The organism is Pseudomonas sp. JZ134 (genome assembly GCF_051027695.1).
Classification (GTDB): Bacteria; Pseudomonadota; Gammaproteobacteria; order Pseudomonadales; family Pseudomonadaceae; genus Chryseomonas; species Chryseomonas luteola.
The window spans coordinates 570,028-595,713 of sequence record NZ_CP069250.1 but is presented as its reverse complement, the minus strand read 5'-3'; the positions used below and the strand labels follow the sequence as shown (position 1 = coordinate 595,713).

Annotated in this window: 30 protein-coding genes; 9 read left to right on the top strand and 21 right to left on the bottom strand. The window is 59.4% G+C overall.

Going from position 1 to position 25,686, the window contains the following annotated elements; translation table 11 throughout:
* Positions 1-85: 85 nt before the first annotated feature.
* The 14 genes from JQR86_RS02645 to JQR86_RS02580 all read right to left on the bottom strand — a co-directional run bounded on the left by JQR86_RS02645 (position 86) and on the right by JQR86_RS02580 (position 11,221).
* Positions 86-301 carry a TOBE domain-containing protein gene (locus JQR86_RS02645; protein ID WP_010795839.1) on the bottom strand — a complete coding sequence of 72 codons (216 nt, stop codon included), beginning with the start codon at positions 299-301 and terminating at the stop codon, positions 86-88.
* Between the two features lie 19 nt (positions 302-320).
* A complete protein-coding gene (ssuB, locus tag JQR86_RS02640; RefSeq protein WP_434154277.1) occupies positions 321-1,124 on the bottom strand; it encodes an aliphatic sulfonates ABC transporter ATP-binding protein in 804 nt (267 codons plus the stop codon).
* On the bottom strand, positions 1,121-1,912 hold the full coding sequence (gene ssuC / locus JQR86_RS02635; protein ID WP_010795841.1) for an aliphatic sulfonate ABC transporter permease SsuC: 792 nt from the start codon (positions 1,910-1,912) through the stop codon (positions 1,121-1,123). Before ssuC ends, ssuB begins: the two co-directional genes overlap by 4 nt.
* 9 nt (positions 1,913-1,921) lie before the next feature.
* Positions 1,922-3,085 (bottom strand): FMNH2-dependent alkanesulfonate monooxygenase, encoded by a 1,164-nt coding sequence (gene ssuD, locus JQR86_RS02630; RefSeq protein WP_434154276.1) that lies wholly within the window; start codon positions 3,083-3,085, stop codon positions 1,922-1,924.
* Positions 3,086-3,153: 68 nt separating this feature from the next.
* Entirely contained in the window at positions 3,154-3,294 is a 141-nt protein-coding gene (locus JQR86_RS02625; RefSeq protein ID WP_434154275.1) for a hypothetical protein, read from the bottom strand.
* Positions 3,291-4,280, bottom strand: a complete 990-nt coding sequence (locus tag JQR86_RS02620; protein ID WP_434154274.1) for an aliphatic sulfonate ABC transporter substrate-binding protein — start codon at positions 4,278-4,280, stop codon at positions 3,291-3,293. Before JQR86_RS02620 ends, JQR86_RS02625 begins: the two co-directional genes overlap by 4 nt.
* On the bottom strand, positions 4,277-5,251 hold the full coding sequence (locus JQR86_RS02615) for a sulfonate ABC transporter substrate-binding protein (protein ID WP_434154273.1): 975 nt from the start codon (positions 5,249-5,251) through the stop codon (positions 4,277-4,279). Before JQR86_RS02615 ends, JQR86_RS02620 begins: the two co-directional genes overlap by 4 nt.
* Positions 5,252-5,346: 95 nt before the next feature.
* A complete protein-coding gene (gene ssuE, locus JQR86_RS02610; protein WP_434154272.1) occupies positions 5,347-5,931 on the bottom strand; it encodes an NADPH-dependent FMN reductase in 585 nt (194 codons plus the stop codon).
* Positions 5,932-6,160: 229 nt separating this feature from the next.
* On the bottom strand, positions 6,161-7,177 hold the full coding sequence (locus JQR86_RS02605) for a TRAP transporter substrate-binding protein (protein WP_434154271.1): 1,017 nt from the start codon (positions 7,175-7,177) through the stop codon (positions 6,161-6,163).
* Between the two features lie 63 nt (positions 7,178-7,240).
* The gene (locus JQR86_RS02600; protein WP_074821974.1) at positions 7,241-8,518 is read right to left on the bottom strand and encodes a TRAP transporter large permease; all 1,278 of its coding nucleotides are present in this window, start codon (positions 8,516-8,518) and stop codon (positions 7,241-7,243) included.
* Between the two features lie 65 nt (positions 8,519-8,583).
* A complete protein-coding gene (locus tag JQR86_RS02595; RefSeq protein ID WP_434154270.1) occupies positions 8,584-9,720 on the bottom strand; it encodes a gluconokinase, GntK/IdnK-type in 1,137 nt (378 codons plus the stop codon).
* 174 nt (positions 9,721-9,894) lie between these two features.
* A complete protein-coding gene (locus JQR86_RS02590; protein ID WP_019367358.1) occupies positions 9,895-10,323 on the bottom strand; it encodes a VOC family protein in 429 nt (142 codons plus the stop codon).
* On the bottom strand, positions 10,323-10,706 hold the full coding sequence (locus tag JQR86_RS02585) for a DUF3140 domain-containing protein (protein WP_289927042.1): 384 nt from the start codon (positions 10,704-10,706) through the stop codon (positions 10,323-10,325). The genes JQR86_RS02590 and JQR86_RS02585 overlap by 1 nt, the downstream gene beginning before the upstream one ends.
* Positions 10,703-11,221 (bottom strand): Rho termination factor N-terminal domain-containing protein, encoded by a 519-nt coding sequence (locus JQR86_RS02580; RefSeq protein ID WP_434154268.1) that lies wholly within the window; start codon positions 11,219-11,221, stop codon positions 10,703-10,705. Before JQR86_RS02580 ends, JQR86_RS02585 begins: the two co-directional genes overlap by 4 nt.
* A gap of 118 nt (positions 11,222-11,339) precedes the next feature.
* On the opposite strand from JQR86_RS02580, the gene JQR86_RS02575 reads away from it, so the two are divergent.
* The 3 genes from JQR86_RS02575 (at position 11,340) to JQR86_RS02565 (ending at position 13,916) form a co-directional block, all read left to right on the top strand.
* Complete coding sequence (locus JQR86_RS02575) at positions 11,340-11,870, top strand: GNAT family N-acetyltransferase (protein WP_434154826.1); 531 nt, start codon at positions 11,340-11,342, stop codon at positions 11,868-11,870.
* 476 nt (positions 11,871-12,346) lie between these two features.
* Positions 12,347-13,246, top strand: a complete 900-nt coding sequence (locus JQR86_RS02570) for an alpha/beta hydrolase (RefSeq protein ID WP_434154267.1) — start codon at positions 12,347-12,349, stop codon at positions 13,244-13,246.
* 154 nt (positions 13,247-13,400) lie between these two features.
* Positions 13,401-13,916 carry a hypothetical protein gene (locus JQR86_RS02565; protein WP_010795858.1) on the top strand — a complete coding sequence of 172 codons (516 nt, stop codon included), beginning with the start codon at positions 13,401-13,403 and terminating at the stop codon, positions 13,914-13,916.
* 71 nt (positions 13,917-13,987) lie between these two features.
* Here JQR86_RS02565 and JQR86_RS02560 read toward each other — a convergent pair whose 3' ends face one another.
* A complete protein-coding gene (locus JQR86_RS02560) occupies positions 13,988-15,295 on the bottom strand; it encodes an MFS transporter (RefSeq protein WP_010795859.1) in 1,308 nt (435 codons plus the stop codon).
* Positions 15,296-15,517: 222 nt separating this feature from the next.
* Between JQR86_RS02560 and JQR86_RS02555 the strand changes: the two genes are divergently transcribed.
* From JQR86_RS02555 to JQR86_RS02535, 5 genes are all read left to right on the top strand, one after another.
* A complete protein-coding gene (locus JQR86_RS02555) occupies positions 15,518-16,210 on the top strand; it encodes a TetR family transcriptional regulator (protein WP_074821955.1) in 693 nt (230 codons plus the stop codon).
* Positions 16,211-16,305: 95 nt separating this feature from the next.
* Positions 16,306-16,806 carry an urease accessory protein UreE gene (gene ureE, locus JQR86_RS02550; RefSeq protein ID WP_312271789.1) on the top strand — a complete coding sequence of 167 codons (501 nt, stop codon included), beginning with the start codon at positions 16,306-16,308 and terminating at the stop codon, positions 16,804-16,806.
* Entirely contained in the window at positions 16,803-17,474 is a 672-nt protein-coding gene (locus tag JQR86_RS02545) for an urease accessory protein UreF (protein WP_312271788.1), read from the top strand. Before ureE ends, JQR86_RS02545 begins: the two co-directional genes overlap by 4 nt.
* A gap of 13 nt (positions 17,475-17,487) precedes the next feature.
* Positions 17,488-18,102 carry an urease accessory protein UreG gene (gene ureG / locus JQR86_RS02540; RefSeq protein ID WP_404626985.1) on the top strand — a complete coding sequence of 205 codons (615 nt, stop codon included), beginning with the start codon at positions 17,488-17,490 and terminating at the stop codon, positions 18,100-18,102.
* 49 nt (positions 18,103-18,151) lie between these two features.
* Positions 18,152-18,625, top strand: a complete 474-nt coding sequence (locus JQR86_RS02535; protein WP_312510049.1) for a hypothetical protein — start codon at positions 18,152-18,154, stop codon at positions 18,623-18,625.
* On the opposite strand, the gene JQR86_RS02530 is transcribed toward JQR86_RS02535, so the two are convergent.
* The 6 genes from JQR86_RS02530 to JQR86_RS02505 form a co-directional block, all read right to left on the bottom strand.
* On the bottom strand, positions 18,597-19,220 hold the full coding sequence (locus JQR86_RS02530; RefSeq protein ID WP_434154266.1) for a phosphatase PAP2 family protein: 624 nt from the start codon (positions 19,218-19,220) through the stop codon (positions 18,597-18,599). The genes JQR86_RS02535 and JQR86_RS02530 overlap by 29 nt on opposite strands.
* A gap of 58 nt (positions 19,221-19,278) precedes the next feature.
* Entirely contained in the window at positions 19,279-20,523 is a 1,245-nt protein-coding gene (locus JQR86_RS02525) for a phospholipase D-like domain-containing protein (RefSeq protein WP_434154265.1), read from the bottom strand.
* 61 nt (positions 20,524-20,584) lie between these two features.
* Positions 20,585-21,235, bottom strand: a complete 651-nt coding sequence (locus JQR86_RS02520; protein WP_010795867.1) for a MotA/TolQ/ExbB proton channel family protein — start codon at positions 21,233-21,235, stop codon at positions 20,585-20,587.
* Positions 21,236-21,268: 33 nt separating this feature from the next.
* Positions 21,269-23,551 carry a TonB-dependent receptor gene (locus JQR86_RS02515; RefSeq protein WP_434154264.1) on the bottom strand — a complete coding sequence of 761 codons (2,283 nt, stop codon included), beginning with the start codon at positions 23,549-23,551 and terminating at the stop codon, positions 21,269-21,271.
* Positions 23,552-23,573: 22 nt separating this feature from the next.
* Positions 23,574-24,359, bottom strand: a complete 786-nt coding sequence (locus JQR86_RS02510) for an energy transducer TonB family protein (protein ID WP_434154263.1) — start codon at positions 24,357-24,359, stop codon at positions 23,574-23,576.
* A 3-nt stretch (positions 24,360-24,362) separates the two neighbouring features.
* The gene (locus tag JQR86_RS02505; RefSeq protein ID WP_010795870.1) at positions 24,363-24,770 is read right to left on the bottom strand and encodes an ExbD/TolR family protein; all 408 of its coding nucleotides are present in this window, start codon (positions 24,768-24,770) and stop codon (positions 24,363-24,365) included.
* Between the two features lie 209 nt (positions 24,771-24,979).
* Here JQR86_RS02505 and JQR86_RS02500 point away from each other — a divergent pair, with 209 nt between their 5' ends.
* Positions 24,980-25,684: an aspartate/glutamate racemase family protein gene (locus JQR86_RS02500; protein WP_434154262.1), complete on the top strand. Its 705-nt coding sequence runs from the start codon at positions 24,980-24,982 to the stop codon at positions 25,682-25,684.
* Positions 25,685-25,686: the final 2 nt, after the last annotated feature.

Here is a 25,686-nt window from a genome sequence, read left to right as displayed (position 1 = left end):
TAAAAAGAGCCCGCCTCGCGGCGGGCTAAAGGTGCCTTATAGGGGAATAACTACAGGCAGCGTGACGTGGGTGACCGCGTGGCAATCAGAGTTTGGCGATCGAGACCTCCGTGGACTTCACAAAGGCAATCACCTCGCTGCCGACCACCAGTTCCAGCTCCTTGACCGAGCGCGTGGTGATAACGGAGGTAACGATACCGGCAGCGGTTTGTACGTCGATTTCGGAAAGTACCGACCCTTCGATGATTTCCTTGATGGTGCCTTTGAACTGGTTACGAACGTTGATGGCTTTGATGGTCATGGTTGTGCTCCTCAAGTGATCAAAGTGCCCAGCGCAGTTGCGTGGGTTGGTAGTCGGTGTCGTGATGGTCGGGCAGTGAAGGTTGGGCCAGTACGCGGGCCAGCACTTCGGCCTCCAGAGCGGCAAGCCCGGCCGAGCCGCGGTTGCGCGGACGCGGCAGATTGATGTTGAGGTCCAGGCCGACCCGGCCCTCCTCGATCAGCAGGACGCGATCCGCCATGGCTACGGCTTCACCCACGTCGTGCGTGACCAGCAGAACGGTGAATCCATGCTGCTGCCAGAGACGTTCGATCAACTGCTGCATCTCGATGCGGGTCAGGGCGTCCAGCGCACCCAAGGGCTCATCCAGCAGCAACAGGCGCGGCTCATGAATCAGAGCCCGCGCCAGGGCCACACGCTGCTTCTGTCCACCCGACAGCGCAGCCGGCCACTCATGGGCGCGCTCAACCAGCCCCACGGCGTCCAGCGCCTCTAGCGCCTTTTGCCGCCAATTGCCTTTGAGGCCCAGGCCGACGTTATCGATGATGCGTTTCCAGGGCAGCAGACGGGCATCCTGAAACATAAGACGGGTCGCGTCCTGATGCCGGGCAAGCGGCTCCTTTCCCGTCAGCAGCTGCCCGCCAGTCGGCTTATCCAGCCCGGCCACCAGCCGCAGCAAGGTGCTCTTGCCGCAACCGCTGCGCCCCACCACGGCCACAAACTGACCGGAGGGAATCGTCAGGTCGATTCCCTGAAGGACGTCGCGCTCACCGAACCGCTTGCCGACCCCTTCCAGGGTCAGGGCTGTTCCCCGCTTGTAAGGGAGACTGTGCAAGGCCGTCATGCTGCACCTCCTGTTTTCTGATAGGCCGGATGCCAGCGCAGCCATGCACGCTCAAGGCCGCGGGCCGCAAGATCCGCCAGCTTGCCGAGGACGGCATACAGCACGATCGCCAGAACCACGATGTCGGTTTGCAGGAACTCACGGGCGTTCATGGCGAGGTAACCGATGCCGGAACTGGCCGAGATGGTCTCCGCCACAATCAGGGTTAGCCACATTAGGCCCAGGGCGAAGCGCACGCCCACCAGGATCGACGGCAGCGCCCCGGGCAACACGACCTGCGTGAACAATCGATAGCCAGAGAGCCCGTAACTGCGCGCCATTTCCACCAGGGCCGGATCAACGTTGCGAATGCCATGATAGGTATTAAGGTAGATCGGGAAAAACGTACCCAGGGCGACCAGGAAGATCTTGGCCGACTCGTCGATCCCGAACCACAGGATGACCAGCGGGATCAGCGCCAGGTGCGGTACGTTGCGGACCATCTGCACGGAGCTGTCGAGCAGGCGCTCGCCCCAGGTCGAAAGCCCTGTGATAAAGCCCAGGAGCAGGCCGATACCACCTCCGATAGCAAAGCCGATACTGGCGCGCCAACTGCTGATGGCGAGGTGTTGCCAGAGCTCGCCACTGCGCACCAGGCTCCAGCCTGCTTCCAGCACAGCACTGGGCGCCGGCAGGATACGGCTGGACAAGAGGCCGGTTTCCACGGCCACCTGCCACCCGGTCAGGAGCAGCACGGGGAGCACCCAGGGCGCTACGCGTTGCAGGGAGGTGTTGATCGTATGATTCATACCGCCTCCTCAGCTCTGCGCGGCATACTTCGTGGTTGAGGATGGCACGATGTCGTTGGCCACGATCTCGCCGAAGGGGCTGATGTTATTGGCACCCGCCGGCTGCTCGGGTCGGCTGAGCGGCAGGTGCGGAAACAGGAGTTCGGCCACGCGATAGGACTCTTCCAGGTGCGGATAGCCGGACAGGATGAAGGTATCGATGCCCAATTCGGCATACTCCTTCATCCGCTGGGCCACCGTAGGGCCGTCACCGACCAGGGCAGTCCCCGCCCCGCCGCGCACAAGCCCTACACCGGCCCAGAGGTTAGGCGCGATTTCCAGCTTGTCACGCCGTCCGCCGTGCAGCGCAGCCATGCGCTGCTGACCAACCGAATCGAACCGCGCAAACGAAGCCTGGGCCTTGGCGATGGTGGCATCATCCAGATTGGCGATGAGCCGGTCGGCTGCCTTCCAGGCCTCTTCATTCGTTTCACGCACAATCACATGCAGACGGATACCAAAGCGAACAGTACGGCCATGGCGCGCCGCTTTTTCACGGACGGCTTCGATCTTTTCGCGCACCGCCTCAAGCGGTTCACCCCAGGTCAGGTACAGCTCGACCTGCTCGGCAGCCAGCTCCTGGGCAGGCTCGGAGGAGCCTCCAAAGTACAGTGGCGGACGCGGCTGTTGCAGCGGCGGATAAAGCAGCTTGGCGCCCTTGACCTTGATGTGCTTGCCATCAAAGTCGACCGTCTCGCCTTCCAGCACACGGCGCCAGATATGGGTGAACTCTTCCGAGGCCTCGTAACGCTCCTTATGGCTCAGGAACAACCCGTCCCCGGCCAGTTCTTCCGGGTCGCCGCCGGTCACGAGGTTGAACAGCGCCCGCCCGCCGGACAGGCGATCGAGCGTAGCGGCCTGACGAGCAGCAACGGTGGGTGAAATGATGCCGGGGCGCAGCGCTACCAGAAACTTGAGTCGCTGGGTCACTGGGATCAGCGAGGCCGCCACCAGCCAAGAGTCCTCGCAGCTGCGGCCGGTAGGAATCAGTACGCCGCCAAACCCGAGGCGGTCCGCGGCCTGGGCGATCTGTTGCAGGTAGCCGTGGTCAACGGCGCGGGCGCCCTCTGCGGTGCCAAGGTAATGGCCGTCGCCGTGGGTTGGTAGAAACCAGAAAACGTTGAGATTGCTCATGAACAGGGCTCCGTCAGATGGAAATCTGGGTCAATTCGAATGTGGGCTTCAAGGTGCTTTCAGCGACATCAGCCGTGGGCTCCAGGGGTAAGGGCTGCACATGGGCGTCGACAAAGGCACACCATGACGCGCGCCATCGCCTGATCCATCCCATTCAGGTAGCGCTCGACCAGACGGCTGGCGATCGTAGGCAGGGGCTTGGTACTCATGGCGTCACCTCGGTGTTGGTTTGGCGTTGCGCAGTAACCGGTACGGCAGGCGTCGCAACGTCGGCCACGCGTATCGGCTTGGGAATCAGGCGGTTCTGGTAGAACAGGTCAGCGGTTTGCTGCTGGTTTTCGATGTCCCTGGCGGTAATCGAGCTGATGGGCGAATCCGGACGGTGGCTGAAATAGGAGGCCACCACGTCCTGCGGCAGTCCCAGCTGGCGCGTCATGATTTCGATACTGCCTTCGGGATTAGCCCGCGTGAGCGCCTCGGCCTGGTTCAGCGCATTGAAAATCTGCGGGATAAGGCCTGGATTGCGCTCGGCAAACGGATGGGCTGCCAGATAGAAAGAGCCCGAGTTGGAAAGCCCGTTACGGCCATCGGTCAGCACACGCACCTGACCGGTTAACAGCGCCGCCGAATAGAAGGGATCCCAGATGGCCCAGGCGTCCACGTTGCCCTGATCGAAGGCTGCGCGAGCATCGGCAGGCGGCAGGTAGACCGGCTGGATATCGGTGTAGTTGAGGCCTGCCTGATTAAGCGCTCGAAGCAGCAGCGCATGGGAGCTGGAGCCTTTCTGGAAGGCTACCTTTTTCCCCTTGAGATCCGCCAGGGTGTGGATCGGGCTGTCCTTGCTCACCAGAATGACCTCGGCCAACGGCTTGGCGGGCTCGGTTCCAACATAAAGCAGATCGGCTCCGGCGGCCTGGGCGAAAATCGGTGGGATATCACCTGTCGCACCCAGGTCGATGCTGCCTGCGTTCAGGGCTTCGAGCAGTTGCGGCCCAGCCGGAAACTCCACATAACGAACCTGCGTGTTCGGGAAGCGCGTCTCCAGGAAGCGCTTCTCCCGCGCCACCACCAGATTCACGGCACTCTTCTGATAACCGATGCGCAACTCGGCGGGATCGGCCGAGGCGGTCTGGAACACGAATGCTGCCAGCGTGCCGAGCAAAATCAGGCTGCGGGTCAGAAAAGCAGGCTTCATGGTTTTACCTCCGCGCGCTGGGCAAGGTTGGCAGGCGGTGTCCAGATCACGTCACGAACCGCCAGCGTTTTGGGAATCAGACGAATCTGCGTAAAGGCATCGGCAATCTTCTGCTGCGCGGTTACCACCTCGGGCGTAATGAACTGGGCCCCATAGCCCTGCCGCGCCACGACCGTACGGGCAATGTCTTCCGGCAAGCCGAGCAGCGGCGCGACCTGCTTGGCGACCTCGTCAGGATTGGCCTTTGCCCACTCCCCTACCGAGCGAACCTCGTCGACCAGCGTGGCAATGACTTGCGGGTGCTGTTGGGCGTAAGGGCGGGTCGAGAGATAGAACTGGTGGTTGTCGACCAGCCCGGTACCGTCGGTAAGCGTGCGCGCCTGAAGCTGTTTTTCCGCAGCCGCCTGATACGGGTCCCAAATAACCCAGGCATCGGCACTGCCGCGCTCAAAAGCGGCACGGGCATCAGCCGGAGGCAGGTAGATTGGTTGGATGTCGCTGTATTTCAGGCCTGCCTTTTCCAGCGCGCGAACCAGCAGGTAATGAACGTTGGAGCCCTTGTTCAGGACGATCTTCTTGCCCTTGAGATCGGCCAGCGTCTGGATGGGAGAATCCTTGGGCACCAGGATCGCTTCGCTGGTCGGCGCGGGCGGCTCATGGGCGACATATACGAGGTCAGCACCTGCTGCCTGAGCGAAAACGGGCGGGGTTTCACCAGTAACACCAAAGTCGATGCTGCCAACATTCAGCCCTTCCAGTAATTGGGGGCCGCCGGGAAATTCAGTCCATTGCACGGTAACGCCCTGCTCGGCCAGGCGCTTTTCCAGCGTGCCACGGGCCTTGAGCAGCACCAGCGTGCCGTATTTCTGATAGCCGACCCGTAAGGTTTCGGCGGCTTGAACGGTGGCATCGAGCGACAGGGCCAGCAGCAGCGCGGCAACCCATCTCCGATGCAAGGGTTTGACGCGCATCGCGTGCTCCTTGGCTTCGAGTGGTGTCCTGCCTGCTGCCCCGTTGTCGGGTCAGTAAGGTGGGTAATCTGTTCTCCCGTGTGGGAATGGTTACATCAGATGCTCCAGCGTGCCTGTGTCAGCTGCGCTGTCAAAACATGTGGCTCGACCGGCTTCGGTCGGCGGGCCAGTGCGGCCAGAAAAAGCTCCAGTGACTCGTCCAAACGCTCCGCCAGTGCAGATGAGAGCGGTGTTTCGCTTTCATAGCTGACCTGGCTGTCATCCGCGAACACGCCGGGCAGGATCTCCTGCGCCTTGAGCGCAGCCAGCACTGGCTTGAGTGCGTAGTCCACCGCCAACATATGTGCAATGGAGCCGCCGGTTGCCAACGGCAGCACCACCTTGTGGCTGAGCGCCCGCTCCGGCAGCAGATCAAGTACCGTCTTGAGCACCCCGGAAAACGAGGCCTTGTAGATCGGTGTGGACACCACAAGGCCGTCCGCATTGTGCACGTGCTCGACAAAGGCCTTGACCTGAGGGCTCTCGAACCGCGCCTGGATCAAATCTTCGGCCGGGAAATCCTGGATGCGCCAGGAGGCTACCTCGACCCCATGTGCGTTCAGCCATTGCCGGGCCTCGCCGAGCAGTACGCTCGATCGGGATCTGGCCCCCGGGCTGCCCGCCAGCGAAACCACTAGCATGCCGTTCCCCTTCAACTGTCCTGTCAGGGTCGGTATGCCCTTCAGGTATGTAGCGAACCATAGCAAGCCTTAGCTTATACCTAAAAATCATTTTTACTCATTTGCTTATAACTTTTTTGTATAAATGAAAAACCCCAGCGCGCAGGCTGGGGTTTTCTGGTGTCGCAAGGCTTGCAAGCAGAGTGCGGAAGATCGGTACTGCACCCTCGATTTACAGGGCGAAGCGCCCTTACTGCGGCGCTTTCTGGATTTCAGCCTGAACCTGATCGAACAGCGGTTTGCCCACGGTATCGATAACCGACTGGATGGCCGGCTGCGCCTTTTCACGCATGCGCTGGGTTTCTTCTGCGCTTACCTGGTTGATCTGCATTCCGTGGGCCTTCAGCTCTTCCAGGGCTTTTTCGCCTTCGGCGCGTGTGTCCAGCCGCTCGGCATCACGTGCCTTCCTGGCTGCCGCCATCAGGATGTCCTGCTCGGTCTTAGACAGACCATCCCACCAGCGCTTGGAGGCCATCATGATCCAGGGGCTATAGACGTGGTTGGTCACGGTCAGGTACTTCTGCACCTCATAAAACTTGGACGACAGAATCGTGTTGAACGGGTTTTCCTGCCCATCCACGGCCTTGGTCTCCAGACCGGTAAAGAGTTCGGAGAACGGCAGCGGCACGGCATTGGCACCCAGTTGCTTGAAGGTATCCATGAAGACCGGGCTCTGCATCACCCGCACCTTGATGCCAGAGAAGTCTTCCAGCTTGTTGATCGGGCGAACGTTGTTGGTCATGTTGCGAAAGCCGTTTTCCCAGTAGACGAGGCCGACGAGGCCCTTATCCTGGAGCTTGTCCATAATCTGCTGGCCAACCGGCCCGTCGAGCACATAATCCGCCTGCTTTGCATTGGAAAACAAAAAGGGCGTATCCCAGATCGCCATTTCCTTGGTGATGCCGACCAGGGTCGCGGTAGAGCCCACCATCATTTCCTGCGCGCCGCCAATCAACGCATTCTGCATCTGGGCATCCGGGCCCAGGCTACCGGCGCCAAAGGTGCGCACCTTGAGTTTGCCGCCTGACGCCTTGGCCACCTCCTCTGCAAATACCTTGGCGCCGCGTCCCTGGTTGCTGTCTTCGTTTAGGCCATAACCGAAGCGGATCATGCGGGGGCGAATGTCATCGGCGGCCTGGGTTGTGAGGGTGGCTAGCGGGCCGCAGAGCACAGCCGCGGCCAGAGTTGCGAAGAGAAAGCGTTTCATGGGCATTCCTTTTATTGTTGTTGATAAAGCCTGATGCCTGGGCGCTACAAGGGCCCAGGCCGTTCAATGCAACCATTTCAGCGGTACGGTAATGATCTCGGGAAAGATCACCAGCAGGACAACAATGGCGATATAGGTAAAGAAGAAGGGCAAAACCCCTTGCACCAGCTTCTCCATGCGGATACGCCCGATCCCTCCGACCACGTTCAATACGGTGCCCACCGGCGGCGTAATCAGGCCGATCGAGCCGATCAGCACAAACATCACGCCAAAATAAACCGGGTTGACGCCCGCCTTGGCTGCAATGGGTGCCAGGACAGGTCCCAGGATCAGGATGGTGGGCGTAAGGTCCAGCACCATGCCGATGGCCACCATCAAGAGCATGATGGCGGCTACCAGCAGCTTGGGATTATCGGCAATCGGACCCAGCATGGCAGCGATTTCATCGGGGAGCTGGGCCAGTGTGACCATGTAGGCCGAAACGGTCGCGGCCGCACACAGGAACATCACCGAGGCCGTGGTGCGGCTGGCCCGGGTCAGCACTTCAACCAGCGCGTTCCAGCTCAGTTCCCGGTACAGCAGCGTGGACACCAGTAGCGCATACACCGCCGCGACCACGGCTGCCTCGGTGGGTGTAAAGATACCGCCCCGCAGGCCACCTACAATAATCACCGGCAGCATCAGGGCGGCAATGCCGTCCACGATGGCATGACGGCGTTCCGCCCAGGAAGCCTTGGGCTGCGGCGGCTCGTGAATGCTTCGGGCGATCAATGTCCAGGCGATGATCAGCCCGGCCCCCATGATAAGCCCAGGAACCAGACCCGCCAGGAATAACTGGCTGATCGAGGTATTGGTTACAACGCCGTAAATCACAAAGGGCATCGACGGCGGAATGATCGGTGCAATAATGCCGCCCGCCGACACCAGTCCGCAGGAAGAGCTGAGCGGATAGCCGCGCTGACGCATCATGGGCAGTAACAGGGTCGCCAACGCCGCGGTATCGGCCAGGGCTGAACCCGACATGCTGGCTAGCAACACCGAGGCGGCAATGGCAACGTAACCCAACCCGCCCTTCTTGTGGCCGACAAAGGCTTGGGCCATGGTAATGATGCGTCGGGAAATGCCGCCTGCGTTCATCAGCTCGCCAGCCAGAATAAAGAATGGCACAGCCAGGAGCGGAAAGCTGTCGGCACCAGCCTGTAGGTTCTGGGCCAGCAGTTGCACATCCCAGAAGTCCAGGTACCACATCAGCACCGCGCCGGTCAGCAGAAGCGCAAACGCAATCGGCATCCCGAACGCCATGAAGCCCAACAGGGAGGAAAGAAAGACAGCAACGGTCATGATCAGCCCTTAAGGGAGGCAGTGCCTCGTAGTCTTGTTATTGGAATCGACTGATTACACCGGGCTCAGTCTGCCGTGACATTTGCCAGGGCCGGCGGTACCTCCCGCTCGGTACGCCAGGCATTGAGCAGTTGCACCAGTGCCAGCACCGCGAGCGCGATCATGCTGACCAGTACCGGCAGCATGGCGATAGCCAACGGGTAGCCCACCACGGGGCTCGCGTTCTGCCAGCCAAACTGCATCTGATACCACGCGCCCCAGGCAGACAGGCCGCTGCCTGTGGCAATCAGCAAGGCGCTGACCGAATCGACAAGCCGCCGGGCAATGCGCGGAAACTTGTCACGGATCAGGGTAAAACTCATCAGCTCGCCGCGACGCATGCTGGACGCAACGCCAACAAAGATCAGCCAGACGAAGGCCAGCCGGGACAGCTCCTCGGCCCCGGCCCATCCGGAGCCGAACGCATAACGCAGCACCACATTGACAAAGACAGCACCCACCATGAAGGCCATCAGAATGGCCATCAAGCTGTCGGTGAGCTTATCGAAGCGCTGGGCCGTGCGGTTGTTATAGATCGGCTCGCTGGTCAGGGGCGGCTCGTTCCGCGGAGAAGGTGCATCGGGCATCTTTGAGGCCAGGCTGATCAAGGCAGCCATTTCGCTACTTGGAATTGGCGCATGCATCCAGGCGCTTACCTCCTGAACAACCGCATCGCTGGCCCTGGAGGCATCGACATACAGCACCCCTGGCTCTCCTCTGGGAGATTCGAGGGTGTCGAATTGGCTCTTGACGAGTGACATAGGCATGTAATGGCCAGAACGCTCTCCGACGCGCTGGAGCGCCGTTTCGTAATCGACCGACAGATACGCGAAACGCAGGCCGGGTACGGCATCACGCAGACGGTCCCGGTAGCTGCGACGCAGTGCCGAGCAGGACAGGACGAATCCCGTGCCATCCTGAACGGCCTTTTGCATCTCAAGCCGCAGGCGATCGAGCCACTCGATACGGTCGGCATCGGTCAATGGCGTACCGGCCTGCATGCGGGCCACGTTTTCAGCGGAATGGAAATGGTCGGCTTCGATATGACGAAAACCAAGACAGCGGGCAACGCCCAGGCTCGTCTCGGTCTTCCCTGAACCGCTAACGCCCATGATGACAAGGGCCTGAGCGGGTGTGGCGGAGGTACTGACGGGTGAAGTCATGGCGCTCTCCAGAGCGCTTCTCGATGCGCTCATTCTTATTTTTGCGTGATGTTAGCGCTAACATCACGATTGAGCAATGAGACTGAAAGGCCACCAGTCGAACGCGCCCCGTATAGACGTAACAAGATATTTCATGAACCGGGCGGTATACCCTGCACTAGAGCAGCGGGCAGATCAGTAGTTTTCCCACAGCCCCGGCGTTGCCAGCTCAACCAAATGACCGTCAGGATCACGAAAGTACAGACTCACTCCGCCCTTCGGCCATCGCACTTCACCTTCGATCACAATCCCGTGAGTCGCCAGATGATCACGCCACGGCTGTAGATATTCAGGAGCAATGGAAAAGGCGTAATGAAGTCTGCCTGAACCGTCATGGGGTGGAATGGTGCCGCCGGGAAGCTGAGCAGGCGTATCGGTCGTGCCCTGCTGGAAAAGCAGTAAAACACTACCCGGTGCGGCGTCATAGGCCGCGACACGCTCATCATGAAACATGACGCTCAGGCCTAGCAGTTCCTCATAGAAACGGCGAGCCTTTTCTAGGTCAGCCACATAAAGACCGGTTTCCAGTACCGGACCAAGGGGCGGAGCGGTTGGGGATGTCATCAGCCGGCCTTTTGCTTCATGGGATCATGCCCCCAGTTCATCAGGGACTTGCGCCAGCGCGTATCACCTACCTCACCATCCGGGCGCTGCTTGATGTGCCGATGTACATAGCCGATGACCTTACGCATGGCCAGGTAGTCATCTTCGCTCAGCTCAGCCTGCCGCTTGCGTTTAATCTCGAGGATACGCTCGCCCATCTCATGGCCAACCGCCTCGCCGTCAGCCTTTGCCTTGACCTTTTGGCCTTTGGCCGTCATGCCGACAGACTGGCTCTCCTCGCCCTGCAACCACTTGCGCAGCCGGGCAGGCGGCATGTTGACCACCTGTTTGAATTCACTGCGCAGTTCTTTCTTGTCCGCTTCGGTAAGGGCTTTGGCCGTCATTGTTCACCTGCCTGCTTAAGTGCATGAATCAGCTCGTCCTTTTTCATCCGCGAGCGCCCACGGACCTGATGGTGTGCTGCACGCGCCATCAGCTCGGTCTTGGTCATATCGGATAGAGCGGTCTTACGGGCAGACGCCGTCTTGCGGGCAACATCCTCCGGCTGTTTGGAGTGCTGCTTGCCCCGACGGGTGTCGCGCCGCTTGTTGGCAGTGCTGCGGGCATATTCGCTGTCGCTGATCTGTTCCCGTGCCTTTTTGGGCAAATAGCGCTCACCCGTCTCGGTGGACTTCTCGCCGGACTTTGCCCCCCAATCCTGCTCGGTCCATTGCTGGAGATGGTTGTCGGGGCCCTTACCGCCCTCATAACCCCCACCCCGCTTCTGGTATTCCTGGCTCGCCAATTGCGCTTTTCGCGCCGACCACTGGCCGGCACGACCACCCTTCGAGCCACGCGTCACATCCTCTTTAACACTGTTCCACAATTCCGGATCGGTCTTCCTGGCGGTAGCAGACATCTGTCTTTCTCCTCAGTAGAGTTTCGGACCCCTCGGAAATGGGGACCACCTATCGAGACGCTTGTTCTAGCCAGGCGACGGGGTGTATCAAGAAGGACGCTTCAAGAAGGACATGGTCATGCCGCTACCCTCGCTTCAAATCCGTGATGCCACCGAGTCGGATATTCCTGCTATCCAGGCCATTTATGCCCATCATGTTCTGCATGGAACGGCCACCTTCGAAGAAATTCCACCCGATGAAGCCGGCATGAAACGACGCCTGCGGACCCTTCAGGAAGCCTCCTTGCCGTTTCTGGTCGCCGAGCTGGATGGCATGGTACGAGGCTACTGCTATGCCAACTTCTATCACACGCGATCGGCCTATCGTTACACCCTGGAAGACACGGTTTATCTGGAGGAAGGCTGGCGTGGCCGCGGCCTGGGTAAAGCCCTGTTGAGTGCTCTGCTTGAGCGCTGCGAAGCGGGAGGTTGGCGGCAGATGGTGGCGCTTATCGGCGACAGCAGCAACGCAGGCTCCATCGGGCTCCATCGCAGCCTGGGCTTTCGTCAGGTAGGTATTCTGGAAAAGGTCGGCCTCAAGTTCGGCCAGTGGCATGATGTGGTGATGATGCAGAAAAACCTGGGTAAAGGCAGCAGCGATACACCGTAAGTCGGCTGTACAGAACTTCGGCTATTTCGGCTCCTCACAACAGGTACACCCACTCAGAGGAGATCTAGCATGGCCGATAAATCGCCAGTAGCACCAGAGCGCCAGGAAGCGGAACTGTCCCCGGATGACTTTGAAGAAATGCCTGAGGACGAAGAAGAGTAACGCATGCGCCCATAAAAAAGCCCACCGCATGCTCAGGTGGGCTTTTCATGAGCCTCGCATCAGAAGATCAACTTGATGATGCCGATAACCACGATCAGGCCGATAATGAAAATAACGCCGGCGGTGCCCCCAATAAACTTCAACATACTCATGCTCCTTGATTAAGTGCGTTCACTTATTAAGACGCCAGTTGTTCGCAGACGTTCGCTGAAATATTCATTAAAGGCTTCTGCCGAACGGCCAGGCAGGTTCCCCAGTCTCTCTTAGGTAACGCGCCTCCAACGGTCCATCCGCATTTCGCAAGAGCCCTGTTCATGTCTACCATATTGATTCGCCGCCGCTGGCGCCCCTTGGCCTTTCTTGCCTTGTTGCTGGGTGTGGGTTTGCCGTTTGGCTGTTCTGAACTCGCCCACAAAGAGCGTGAGTTGGTGTTCAACATCGAACCCGGCACTGCCAGTTGGTTCTCGGGCGTGCCCACCGGTGTCCAGCAGTTCAACATCCCGGTCACGGCTGGGCTCAGCACGACGCAATATGTCCATGCCTGGTGGTGGCCTGCTGCAAAGAAAGATGCCCCTGCTGCCCTGTACCTGCATGGGACGCGTTGGAACCTGACCGCCCAGGTGCGTCGCATCACTGCCCTGCGCAGCCTGGGCTATTCCGTCCTGGCCATCGACTACCGGGGCTTTGGTGAAAGCCCTGGCGATCTGCCCTCGGAAAGCACGGTGTATGAGGATGCCCGGGTGGCCTGGAAGCGCCTCGTTGAGCTGCAGCCCGACCCTAAAAAACGCTACATCTACGGACACTCGCTGGGCGGTGCAATAGCCGTCAACCTGGCTCAGCAGATTTCAAAGCAGAAAGACCCGGATGGCGATCCCGCCGCCGCAGCTGGCCTGATCATCGAGTCGACCTTTACCAGCCTGGCGGATGCGGCGGCTGCCGTGGTCGACACCTCGTTGCCGATCCGCTGGATCATGTCGGAGAAATTCAATTCCATCGACAAGATCGACCAGGTTGATATGCCGGTACTGATCGTCCATGGAACAGGTGACCAGTACGTACCCTCCCGCTTCAGCGAGGAGTTATTCAGGAAAGCTCAGGATCCGAAGCGGTTATTGCTCATTGAGGGAGGCAACCACACCAACAGCATGTCCATCGGAAGCCAGGAATATGCCCGGGCAGTACGGGATCTCTTTGGACTGAAAGGCGCGTACTAGAGATCAGCGCGCCCTGCACTATCAACGAGAACATATGCCACCTCGATTGGGCATCATTTCCGGTGATGTTTGGTATGCCTACGATCCATTTTTTAATCGATCAACTCGAACCGATACTGAATCTGTCGAAACGATCCCATCGAGGAAACAGATCATGAAACGCACTATCGCATTCGGTATCGGCCTCACCGCCCTGGCATTCAACACTCTGGTTGCTGCTCAATCCCTGCCCCAAGCCGCTCAGCTGTACGCAGAAGATGGCAGCCAGTACACCGTGGACAAGATGATCAACCGTCAAACCAAGAGCATTGAAGAACGTCTGCTGACCGAGAACGGCTCCGACCAGACCTTGGGCCGCCTGATCGAGCGCCAGCAAAACCGCCTGAATACTCCTGCCCAACTGGCCGAAGACGGTACTGAGCAGACCATCGACAAGATGATTCATCGTCAGCAACATCAGATCCAGTTAGCCGAAGATGGTACCGAGCAGACCATCGATAAGATGATCCATCGCCAGCAGCACCAGCTTCAGGTAGCCGAAGACGGTACCGAGCAGACCATTGACCGGATGATTCAGCGTCAACAGGAGCACATTCAGCCGCAGCTGGCTGCTGATGATTCACAGCAGACCATCGACCGTTCGCATCACCGCATGCACCGGATTGTCTGATGCTGGCCCCATAAAAAAGCCCGACCAGTTGATCGGGCTTTTTTTTATAGCAACTGCTTCACGCGACTATTTCATGCGACCGGTTTTTCATCCGGGAGGCCATCGGAGCGGCCTATGTTAGGCGGCGTATCCACCATCAGCTCCTCGGGCACTTCCTCCACGCGGGGGTCGAGCGTTGCGGCCATCGGGCTAACTGTATCCGGCATCGCCACGTGATGCAGTGGTGCTTCATCCACGAGATGCTCATTTGTTACGAAGCGAGGCTGAACCCAGATGATCAAAATGACGGCATAGATCGACACCAGAATGTAGAACATGCCGGGACCAAACTGATTCATCAGCGCACCGGCCAATAGCGGTCCGATACAAGCGCCTACACCATAGGTGGTCAGCAGCATGGCAGAGAGCTCCACGCGGCGCGAGGGCTCCACATGGTCATTGGCATAGGCCACTGACAACGGATACAACGTGAACAGCAGCATGCCGGTCAAAAAGCCGGTGCCGAGCAGTCCGGCATAGGGCAAGGTGATGTATCCCCACATCGGAATTGCCGCCAGGCAGAGCAGCACGGCGTTGGCGCGGATCAACTTGCAGCGGTCGACCCGATCGGACAACCAGCCTAGCGGCCACTGTGCACAAAAACCTGCCACGATGCATATACCCACAAACATACTCGACTGCGCCGTATCGAGCCCATTGCGGTTGGCATATACCGGCGCCAGACCATAGAAGGCACCGACCATCAGGCCAGCGGCAAAGATCGTGACCAGTGACTGCGGTACGCGCTGCCAGAAGAACTTGATTTCAAGGGGCGCGGCGACCAGCTTGGCCGGGTGTACGCGACGCGTCATGGCGATGGGAATCAGGCAGGACGCAAAGCAGATTGCCACCAGCAGCAGCGGCTTGTAATCCAGTGCCGGGTGTACGGCCAGCAAGGCCTGCCCGACCACCAGTCCCAGATCCACCGCCACCATGTAGCCAGCAAACACCTTGCCCCGCTGGTGGTTTTCGGCCTGCTCGTTGAGCCAGCTTTCAATCACCATGTACTGGTTCATCATCAGAACACCCATGATGAAGCGCAGCACCAGCCAGACGCCCAGATGATCGGTCAGGGCGTGAATGAGTACCGTCACCGTCGCGCCGCCGGCGCAGGCGACGTATGAGCGGATATGCCCTACGTTGGCGATCAGCCGGTGGCCGAGTTTGCCACCGCAGACCAGCCCGAAATAATACGCCGCCATCAGGCAGCCGACCCACAGATCGCCCGCCCCCTGTTCCGTCAGGCGAAGGCCGATGTAAGTGGTGAAGAGGCCGGAACCGGCCAGCATCAGGAGCGTAGCAATATAGAGCGCGGGAAATGTGACAAGCGGGCTGAACATGAGTCGTCTGATTTGAGCTGAGCCAATCCTGGCGGGAAGAGAGCGATCGAAGGCACGGCTATCGGCCGTGGGTGCTTCATCTTTAAGCGCATCGATTATCACCTGGATAATGCGCCATATGCAGACAGACTACCGGCGCCCGGATTTTGTCACACGACAAGTGTTTCAACCGGACGTGCGGGTATTTGATAGAGTACCCCCTTGCCTGATTGGAAAACCGCCATGTCCTCCCGTGCCGAGCAAAAACTGCAAACCCGCCATGCCCTGCTGGATGCTGCACGTATGCTCATGAGCAGTGGCCGCGGCTTCGGCAGTTTGAGTCTCAGGGAAGTGACCCGCAGCGCCGGTATCGTTCCGGCGGGGTTCTACCGGCACTTTCCCGATATGGATGCCTTTGGACTTGCGCTGGTTGCCGAAGTGGGCGAGACCTTTCGCGAAACCCTGCGCCGGGTACGTCATAACGAAATCGAGCTGCGTGGTGTGATTGATGCCTCGGTCGGCATCTTTATCGAAGCCGTCGCCGAACACCGTAGCCAATTCATCTTTCTTGCCCGGGAGCAGTACGGCGGTTCGCTGTCGATTCGTCAGGCCATCAGTGAACTGCGCCAGCACATCACTGATGACCTTGCATTAGACCTGTCCCAACTCAACCGGCTGCCCCACCTTACGTGTCAGGACATCGATGTTCTGGCGGATCTGGTGGTCAAGACCGTATTCGCCACTCTGCCCGAGCTGATTGATGTGCCTGATGAGGGACTGGAGCCGCACAAGACGCCCCAGGCCAAGATCATTCATCAGCTACGCTTCATCATGATCGGTGCTAAGCACTGGCGCGGCCTTAACATGCTGTTCGCACCAAATCAGGGCGAACCCCTGCCCTCCGACCCGCTGCTGCACCGAAATCAGGCAAACTGAGCGCACGATCCCCTGTGCAACGCCGGTGAAACGAGCCGTTGCGTTCTGGCAGGCCGCTTGCTGTAGTCTTCATAAAGCACAGCGGATACTGCCTTATGTTGGTCATTCACACCCGTCTGCCCTCCCCCGATACCTGGCACGAAGAAATTCACCTTGGCTTCGAGGCGCGCAGCAAGAGCCGGCTGCGAACCGTGACGGTCAGTGGCGAAGATGTCGGGCTGTTTCTCGAACGCGGCCAGCCGCCCCTGTTTGACGGTGAAGGGCTGCGTGCCCAGGACGGCCGTATCGTACGCGTCTGCGCCCGCCCCGAGGCTCTTTTGCACATCACCTGCGCCAATGCCCATGAGCTGACCCGCGCTGCCTACCACCTGGGCAACCGTCATGTGGCGCTGCAAGTAGGCGATGGCTGGCTACGCATTCTGGATGATCATGTACTCAAGGCCATGCTGGATCAACTGGGCGTTACGTGTGAATCGATCCAGGCGCCTTTCCAACCTGAGCATGGCGCTTATGGTGGTGGGCATCACCACTCGCACCACGGTGAGGCTGATTTCAATTACGGCCCTCGGCTGCACCATTTCGGGGTGCGGATATGAGCCCGGCCTGGGCATTGATGCGTCTGGCCAGCCCGCAATTACCCATCGGCGGTTATAGCTACTCCCAAGGGTTAGAGGCAGCCATCGAGACCGGCCTCGTAACCGACTCAAGCTCGGCTCGCGTCTGGCTCGAAGATCAGCTGGAGCTTAACCTTGCCCGTTTCGAAGCGCCCTTGCTGCTGGCTCACTGTCAAGCCGCAGCCTCCGGTGACTGGCTGCGGCTGGCTGAATTAGCAGGCCGCCACTCAGCCAGCCGAGAAACCCGAGAGCTGCGCCTGGAGAGCCGCCAGACCGGTTTTTCCCTGACGCAACTGCTCAAGGACTTGCCCGAACTGGACCCCGAGGCACGCGAGCACCTCCTGGCCAGCGAGCCAACGTTTGCCCTGGGCTGGGCGGTTGCCGCGCGTGCCTGGGCCATTGCCCCGGCAGAGGCCGTCTCAGCCTGGCTCTGGGGGTGGCTGGAAAATCAGCTGGCCGTTCTGATGAAAACCCTGCCCCTCGGCCAGCAGGCAGCACAGCGACTGACCTCTGAACTCCTGCCAGCCCTGGACGCAGCCCTCGCAACTGCCCGCGCGTTGCCGGAAACCCTCTGGGGCAGCGCACCGTTTGGCCTGGCGCTCGCCAGCATGGCCCACGAACAACAATACAGCCGTCTTTTCAGATCCTAGGAGAACAAGCGCGATGAACACTCAACCCCTGCGCATCGGTATTGGCGGCCCGGTCGGTTCCGGCAAGACGGCCCTCACCCTCGCCCTCTGCCGTGCCCTGCGTGATCGTTACAACCTGGCGGTTGTCACCAACGATATCTATACCCGTGAAGATGCCGATTTTCTCGTGCGCAACGAGGCGTTGGCCCCTGAGCGCATCATCGGCGTGGAAACCGGTGGCTGCCCGCACACGGCCATCCGTGAGGATGCTTCCATCAACCTGGAAGCGGTAGACCAGCTCAACCGCCGCTTTCCTGGTCTTGATCTGATCCTGGTCGAATCCGGCGGCGATAACCTTTCCGCCACGTTCAGCCCGGAGCTGTCAGATTTGACTATCTACGTGATCGACGTGTCTGCGGGCGACAAGCTCCCCCGCAAGGGCGGCCCGGGCATCTGCAAGTCTGACCTGCTGGTTATCAACAAGGTGGATCTTGCCCCAATGGTCGGTGCCTCACTTGAGGTGATGGACCGTGACGCCCGCAAGATGCGGGGCGAGAAGCCGTTCGTGTTCAGCAACCAGAAAGTGGGCCAGGGCCTGGAGGACATCATCGCCTTTATCGAAAAGCAGGGCATGCTGACGGCTGCGTAGCGCCTCTATACTGCAAGGCAGATACGCAGTAGAGCCAAAAGGGGTTCCCATGAGTCACGCTGCTGCCTTGCACTGGATCGTCGATCAGCTGAACCAGCGACGCATCCCTTTTCTTTTATGCGGTGGTCTGGCGGCCCATGTTTATGGCGCCAGACGCCCACTGAACGATATTGACCTTCTGATTCCAGCAGACCGCTTGCAAGAAATAGCCGCTGCCGGCGCTGCTGTCACGACCAAGCCCCTCGAACGCCGCTGCGAGGAAGGCTGGGATGTGGAATACGTGCAGTTCAAAGTTGAAGGCGTGAAGATCGAGATAGGCGGCACGCCCGGTGCCCGGATTTTCGATAAGGGCCACTCAACCTGGAGAGACCTTGAGGCAAACCTGGCCAAAGCCCACCCCTCCACGCTGCTGGGCGTAGCCCTTCAGGTAATGGACCGTGATGAGCTGGCCGCCTACAAAGCTATGCTCGGACGCGAAGTGGATACAGAAGACCTTATCGCCCTTTCGACGCCACACCCATAACCTTGGTGACGAGTACCGCTACGCTGGCGCCAAGCAAGCCACCGGCGACCACATCGGAAAAGAAGTGGTAGTTACACAGCAAAAGCCCTACCGGTACCACCGCGGCTATTACTACCGCAAGTCTCCTCAGGCGGGGCCAGCACAGGGCAATCGCCACGGCGGCAGCGTAGGCAACTGTGGTATGTCCAGAAGGAAAGGACGCGTACCAGTCTCCGCCGTGAAACCAGTTGAAGCCATAAGCCTGGTTATGGATCAGTGAGGGATTGCCGTGGGTCCAGGTCTCCGGCCAATAACGACCGAAGACAGGCTTGAGCGAATCCTTAACGCCTTTGGCGACCAGCACGCTGAAGGCAAATACAAAACAGCGATGACGATGTAAAGGCAGCAGCCGCTGACCGATGCCCAGCACAATAACCAGCAGTACCGCCAGCACCGTCAGCCAGTCCGCCACATGGGTCATCAGGTTGGGCCACGCCAGACGGCGCAGGTCGCCTGCATGGGCCCAATAGGCAATGGGCTGGTCGATCACGCCATATCCCAGCAGGATCAGCACAAGGCCACCTGCCCAAGCGATCAGCAGCGGTTTACGTGTCACGGTACAGACTCCTTTCCAGGGTGAGCGGCATTCAGCCCGATACCCGTCCCGTTAGCAATCACGGCGTACCGGGATGCGGCTCCGGGTAAGTACGCATCACGCTGATCATGTCGGCATAGGAGCTGTTCCACAACTGCTCATGGAGCTGACGAATGCGCTCGGCCATGGCGTGATCCTGCATCACCACCTCCAGGTTGCGGGAGTTATCCAGATAGCCGCCGAGCCAGTTGCTGGTGCCTACCCAGGCGAGGCGCCCATCGATTTCCATCGTCTTGCTGTGAATCACCCGTGCAAAGGGAATGAAACCGCCCGGATCGGCCGGCAGCGTGACGATCTTGACCTGTACATTCGGCAGCACGGCCAGGCTTTTCAGGTAGTCGATCTCCGGTGCGCCCGTGTTCCAGTGGGACACCATCAGCTTGATGGATACCCCTCGGGCGGCCGCCGCGCGCAAGGCATTGTCGATCACCGGGTAATACGGGCGGCTCTTGTCCGGTCCGTAGGATAACGGCGCATAGTCAAGCAACTGCACACGCACCTCATGCCGGGCCTGAGCAAGCAAACGCGGCAACTCTATCTGGGAGTCACGCACGCCGGGCGGGTTGTAGCGCGCAGGGCTGGCGACCAAGTAATTGCCGGTGGGCGCTGGCTCCCTGCTGGAGTCCTGTCGCGGCTGCGGAGTCGGTTTGCCCTCCGCCAAAGCCTGCTGTACCTGCCAATCCTGGTTGAAAATAGCCTGTATTTGACCCGCTACCGTGCGGTCGCTGATCCGCACACCTGTTTCATGGATATGCGTAAGGGAACGCCAATCAAAGTTCTGGCTACCCACAAATGCCTCGCGGCCATCTACGACCAGATATTTGGCGTGAATGATCCCCCCGGTCAGCTGGCCATACGGCAATACATGCAAGGTCAGATTAGGAATGCTGCGTAAGCGGTCCAGCGTGGCAGGGTCCGACATCCGCAGCCCCTTCTCTTCCAGCAGGAAGCGAATCGTCACGCCGCGCTGCCCGGCCGCCTGCAAATGCTCGATCACAGTATCCAATTGCGAACCCGGCTGACCGGACGCATAGAATTGGCCAATGTCGATACGGTGCTGCGCCCGGTCGAACATCCCGCTCCAGACCTCGACCGGGTTACGCAGGTCAGGCGTTGCCAGATCGGTCGCCACCGGCACGGTATGCACCAGCTCGAACCCTGGAATCTTGAAATCGGCCCAACTGAGCGTACTGGCGCTGAGTAAGAAAAACCCAAAACACAGGCGTCGAGCGCCACGGATCGGCAAACGGGACAATACAGGCATGGAGGTCTCAAACAAGAAGGAAAAGACTGGGCGAGGACCGACTGGCCCTCGCCGCAACCGATCAGGCGGTACGGTACTGCGCCATTGGCTCTACAGATTGAACGTGGGCTTCATCCACAGGCTGAGCACCCATGCTGGCGCGAATCAGCAGGATCTTGAGCTGATCGTTGATGCGCTCCAGGCGATCCTGGAAGAAGTTATGAAAGACCACGCAGCCCAGCGCGATGGCAATACCCAAACCGGTCGCAAACAGCGCCGTTCCGATGCCTGCCGAAATTTGGCCTGGATCAGAGACACCTGCTGAGGCCAGTGCCTTGAAGGTATCAATAATGCCCAGAATGGTACCCAACAGACCCAGCAGCGGCGCCGCGGTCGTAATGGTTTCGATGATCCATAGACTACGGGCCAGCGGTGCGCGGGTTGCGAGGTACTGCGCCTCGATCGTCTCGTCCAGTTCCTTGCGAGTGCCGCGCTGCGCCTTTTGCGCCAGTACCGGCCGCACCATGGTAAGCGGCAAGCTTTCGCGGCGGGTAAAGGACTCCGGCAGATCACGGTCGCTACGCACCTTAGCCGTCAGTAATGACTCCAGTTGACGCGCCTGCCTGCGGGTATAGGCAAAGTACAGGCTCCGCTCGATGATGACGAACAGGGCAATGGCAATAGCGCCATACATGACATAAAACGTGATGTCATGGAGCAGGTCGGTATTCATATTCAGCACACCTCGTTAAAGAAGGTTCGAAGGTCAGAAGCTGGCTTCCAGGGACACCGTTACGGTCCGCTCGACGCCGACGATGTAAGCCGGGTCGCCGTCGCGGTAGCCGCTGTAGCTCGCTGCGTTGGTCTTGTAGGTGTACACACCGTCCAGATACTTCTTGTCGAACAGGTTGTCGACGTTCAGACGCAGGGTGGCGTCCTTGACGATGTGCTTGTCTACCGGCAGGTATATGCCAGCCCCAAGGTTGAAGATCGTCCGGCCCGGAATGCTCTCGTCATTGGTCAGGTCACCGTAGAGCTTGCTGGTGTACTTGGCGCCGAAAGTGCCGTAATAACGGCCGTCGTCATAACCGATATTGGCTGCCAGCATGTTCTTGGGCACGTTGGCAAACTGCTTGCCGCTGGTAGGCAATTCCACCGCAACGCCATTGTTGTAGGCAGTGACGTCGTCCTTCTGCTTGGCACGGGTGTACGTGTAGGAGGTGTAGTAATTGAAGTTGTGCGGCAGCAGGCCGCTCCACTCCAGCTCAAGCCCCATGTTGTCTACGTCACCCGCGTTGATATCGGCGTAGTCACCGTTCTCGTCACGCGAGGAAACCTGGCGATCCTTGAACTTCAGGTAGAACAGGGTGGCCGACAGGGCCATGTCTTCCTGGGTGTAGCGCCAACCCAGCTCGTTGCTCCAGCTGGTCTCGGGATTGAGATTGATCGAACCTTCACCCTGATCGTACAGCACGTAGTTGTACGGTATGCGCATGTTACGGGTCAGGTTATAGAAGAACTGATTTTGCTCGTCGAAGCGGTAGCCGATACCAAAGGTCGGCAGCACCTTGCTGTAGTTCTGGTGACGCTTCTCCGGCAGCTCGGTCAGGCTGCCATGGTTGGTCCCCTTGCGATCGACATCCATGTAGGCCACGCCGGCATTGAGCGTCCAGTCCGGGTTCATGTACCAGGTATCCTGTACCCAGACCTTATGGGCTGGCGTAACGGTGTAACGGTCGCGTCCCTGGATGATGTTGCCGTTAGCGTCGCGGGTCTCGTCCGAGTCCGACCAGACGCTTTCAGGCTTGCCACTGGACTTGAGTGCAATGAACGGCTGGGTCTGCCGCTGACGGGCGCGTTCATACCAATAACCGAATTGCAGGCTGTGATCGCCCAGGTCCCAATTCAGCTTGGTCGTGATGCCGGGGCGCCAGGTCTGGGTACGAGACGGCCGATAATAAACGCCGGTATAGGAGAGCCCATCATTGGCGTAGCTGCTGGCCGTAGGCAGATTGCCCAGGTCGTAGACACCATTGCTGCTGGTTCCGCGGTTGAGCGAATACGCGGTACTGCCTACGCCGCTGCCGTCCCCCCAGTAGTAATAGGGGATGACCGACAGAGACATGTCATCGCGCAGGCGGAATTGGGTGTTGAGCACGCCGGTAAAAGTCTTGAAGGGATTCTGTGCCAGCTCGTAGTACTTGGAAATCTTGCCGTTGGAGCCCAGCGCAGGCGGATTGGGGTTAGGATCGTATTTGCGCCCGTACTGGGTGAATTCACTCTTGGTGAGCTGGCTATAGCTGTTGTTGTCCTGCTCATGGTACTTGAGGATCAGGTTGGCCGTATTGCCATCCCCGGCGTCGAAAAAGCTGTTCCATTCCACCTTGTCGGCCCGAACGGCACCGTGACCGCGCCACATCTGACCTTCGGTATGCGAGGCAGACAGCCAGTTGGACAGGCCATTCCACTCGCCTGTGTTCAGACGGGCAAAGGTCTTGTAAGTACCGTTGCTGCCTGCAGTCTGTTTAACAAATGCGCCGGTCTCTTTGGTTGGCCGAATAGTTGTCAGGGTAATGTTGCCGCCACTGGAGCCGATGTGCGGACCGTCGGCATCCGAGGCGCCCTGTACTACGGAGATCTGGTCGATGTTTTCCGGATCGCCCAGCAGGTTGGAATACAGCGCATAGTTGCCCGAGTCATTGATAGGCATCCCGTCAACAGACATGCCGACCTGATCGGAGTTAAGCCCCCGCAGGGTGAAGCGAAAGCCCGACAGGCCCGTGGCGTCTTCGCTGGAGATGTTCAGTCCCGGTGTGTACTTGAGACGATCGACGGCATTGGCGGTTGCCGTCTGCTTGTTCATGGCCTCGCGAGTAAGGGTGGAGCGCGACTTGGGACTATCTTCAGGGGTCATGTACCCGCTGCCCAGCGTGGTCTTTCCTTCGACGCCGATGGTGCCGACATCACGCTCACCGGTTTCCTGCGCCATGGCCACACCATGGCAAAGACCAGAGGCAACCAGCGCCAGGTAGATCCTTGTGTACTTCATTGGAATTCCTCGAATCGGATAATCACTGCATGCTGTAACTGAAGGTGGCGGTAAAGCGGAGCTGGTCCTTGCCGGCAAAGGCCTCGGACGGGAACGGCTTGACGCTCTTGATACGGTTCAGGCTGTTGGCGGCCGCACGATTGAGCAGCATGCTGCCAGCCTTGTCCTGTATGCCGGAGTCCAGTACGCGCCCGGCGCGGTCGACCAGCAGCCAGATCACGACATCACCGTGTGGCCGCTCAAGCGATGCCTGGCGTCCGGTGGGGTACTGCTTGTAACGATCCAGCTCGGCGCGCAACCCCTGTACGTAGCCGCCTTCCAGTGCCTGGGCATTGACGGTCGGTTTGGGGGTTGTGGCTGGCGCAACCGGGGAGGGTTTGGCCGCGACCGGCGCAGGTGCCGAAGCAGGCGTCGGCTTGGCTACCGGTTGCTCGACCTTGGCCACGGCAGGCTTGGCCACTGGCTTTGGCTGTGGTTTCGGCTGAGGCTTGGGTTGCGGCTTCGGCACTGGCTTGGGCTCAGGTTTGGGTTGCGGCTTGGGAGGTGGTGGCAAGGCAGCCTCCTCTTCCTCCACGACAGGCTCCGGTGGTGGTGTAGTAACGGGCACTGCCACCGGCTCAGGCGGCGTGGCAACCGGCTCGGGTGCCTGGACCGGATCGGGTTCGACCAGAGCCAACTCAACGGCTGATTCGTCGTATACCGGCTGAACTTTCAGCGGCGTACGCTGGGCATACAGGGCAATCAGTACCAGCGCAGCAAGCGCAGGTAGCCAGCCCAACACATGGCGGGAGCGATAGAACGTATACATGGATCAGGACTTGCGCGTGGCGATGGAGACGGAGGTAAAACCGCCTAAACGAAGGGTGTCCATCACCTCGACCAACCGGGCCACTTCCACGCCTTTGTCGCTGTTGACGATGATTGTGGTCTTGCTGTCTGGTTTCTCCTGCGCCTTGAGCGCCACGACCAGGGCATCGACCTGAATGTCCTGACCATCCAGTTGCAGCTCACCGTTAGCGCCCAGCGTCAGGATGGCCTTGTTCTGCGGTTTGAGCTGTTGCGCGCTGCTGGCGCTAGGGAGCTGGGTTTTCATTCCCAATGCCGGGATCACGTTCAGACTGACCAGTACAAAGAAGACCAACAGGAACATCATCACGTCGATCATCGGGATAAGCTCGATATGAGCCTTGCGCTTCTTGGGTTCTTCCCAGGTTCTCATGATGACTGCCCTCCAAAATGATGGGGGCACGCTAACAACCGAAAATGACAGCGGGGTTAAGTATTCTTGACCATTTAAAGCTCTAGATCGGGCTTTTTACTGAACAATCGATACAGCTGTTAACTATCGGATCAGTACAGTGGCCTCTTGCCTTGCTGCACTGGACTGGCCTGTGAGACGGTTCCACTCTCTCTTCAAGGAGCAGAATCATGCGAACGCTAGGACTTCTTGCCGGCATGAGCTGGGAAAGCTCGGTCGCGTACTATCGCCTTCTCAATCAAATCGCCCGACAGCGCCTTGGTGGTCTGCACTCGGCACCGCTGCTTATGTGGTCGGTCGATTTTGCAAAGGTTGCCGAGCTGCAACACCACGGCGATTGGGACGGTTGCGCCAGACTGCTGGTAGATGCAGCACGCCGCCTGGAAACGGCAGGCGCCGAAGGTCTGCTCATCTGCACCAACACCATGCACAAGCTGGCCGAACCTATCCAGGCGGCAATTGATATCCCATTGATTCACATCGCTGACGCGACCGCAAAAGCGTTAACGAAAGCCGGTATGCAGCGCCCCGCCCTACTCGCCACACGCTTTACCATGGAGCAGGATTTCTATGTCGGCCACTTGCGCGCCCACGGCCTAGACCCTCGTATCCCGGACGCCCCAGGTCGCGAGCAGGTTCACCAGATCATTTATGAAGAGTTGTGCCAGGGCGTGGTTCGGGACGAATCCAGACAGACCTATGTGGCAGAAATCGACAAGCTGGCCGACCAGGGTGCCGACAGCGTGATCCTGGGCTGTACGGAAATCGGATTACTGCTCAGCCAGAAGGATCTCGCCCTTCCTGTCTTCGATACGACCGAAATTCACGCCGAAGCCGCAATGGATTTTGCTCTAGGTAACGAGACGCTGCCGTAACG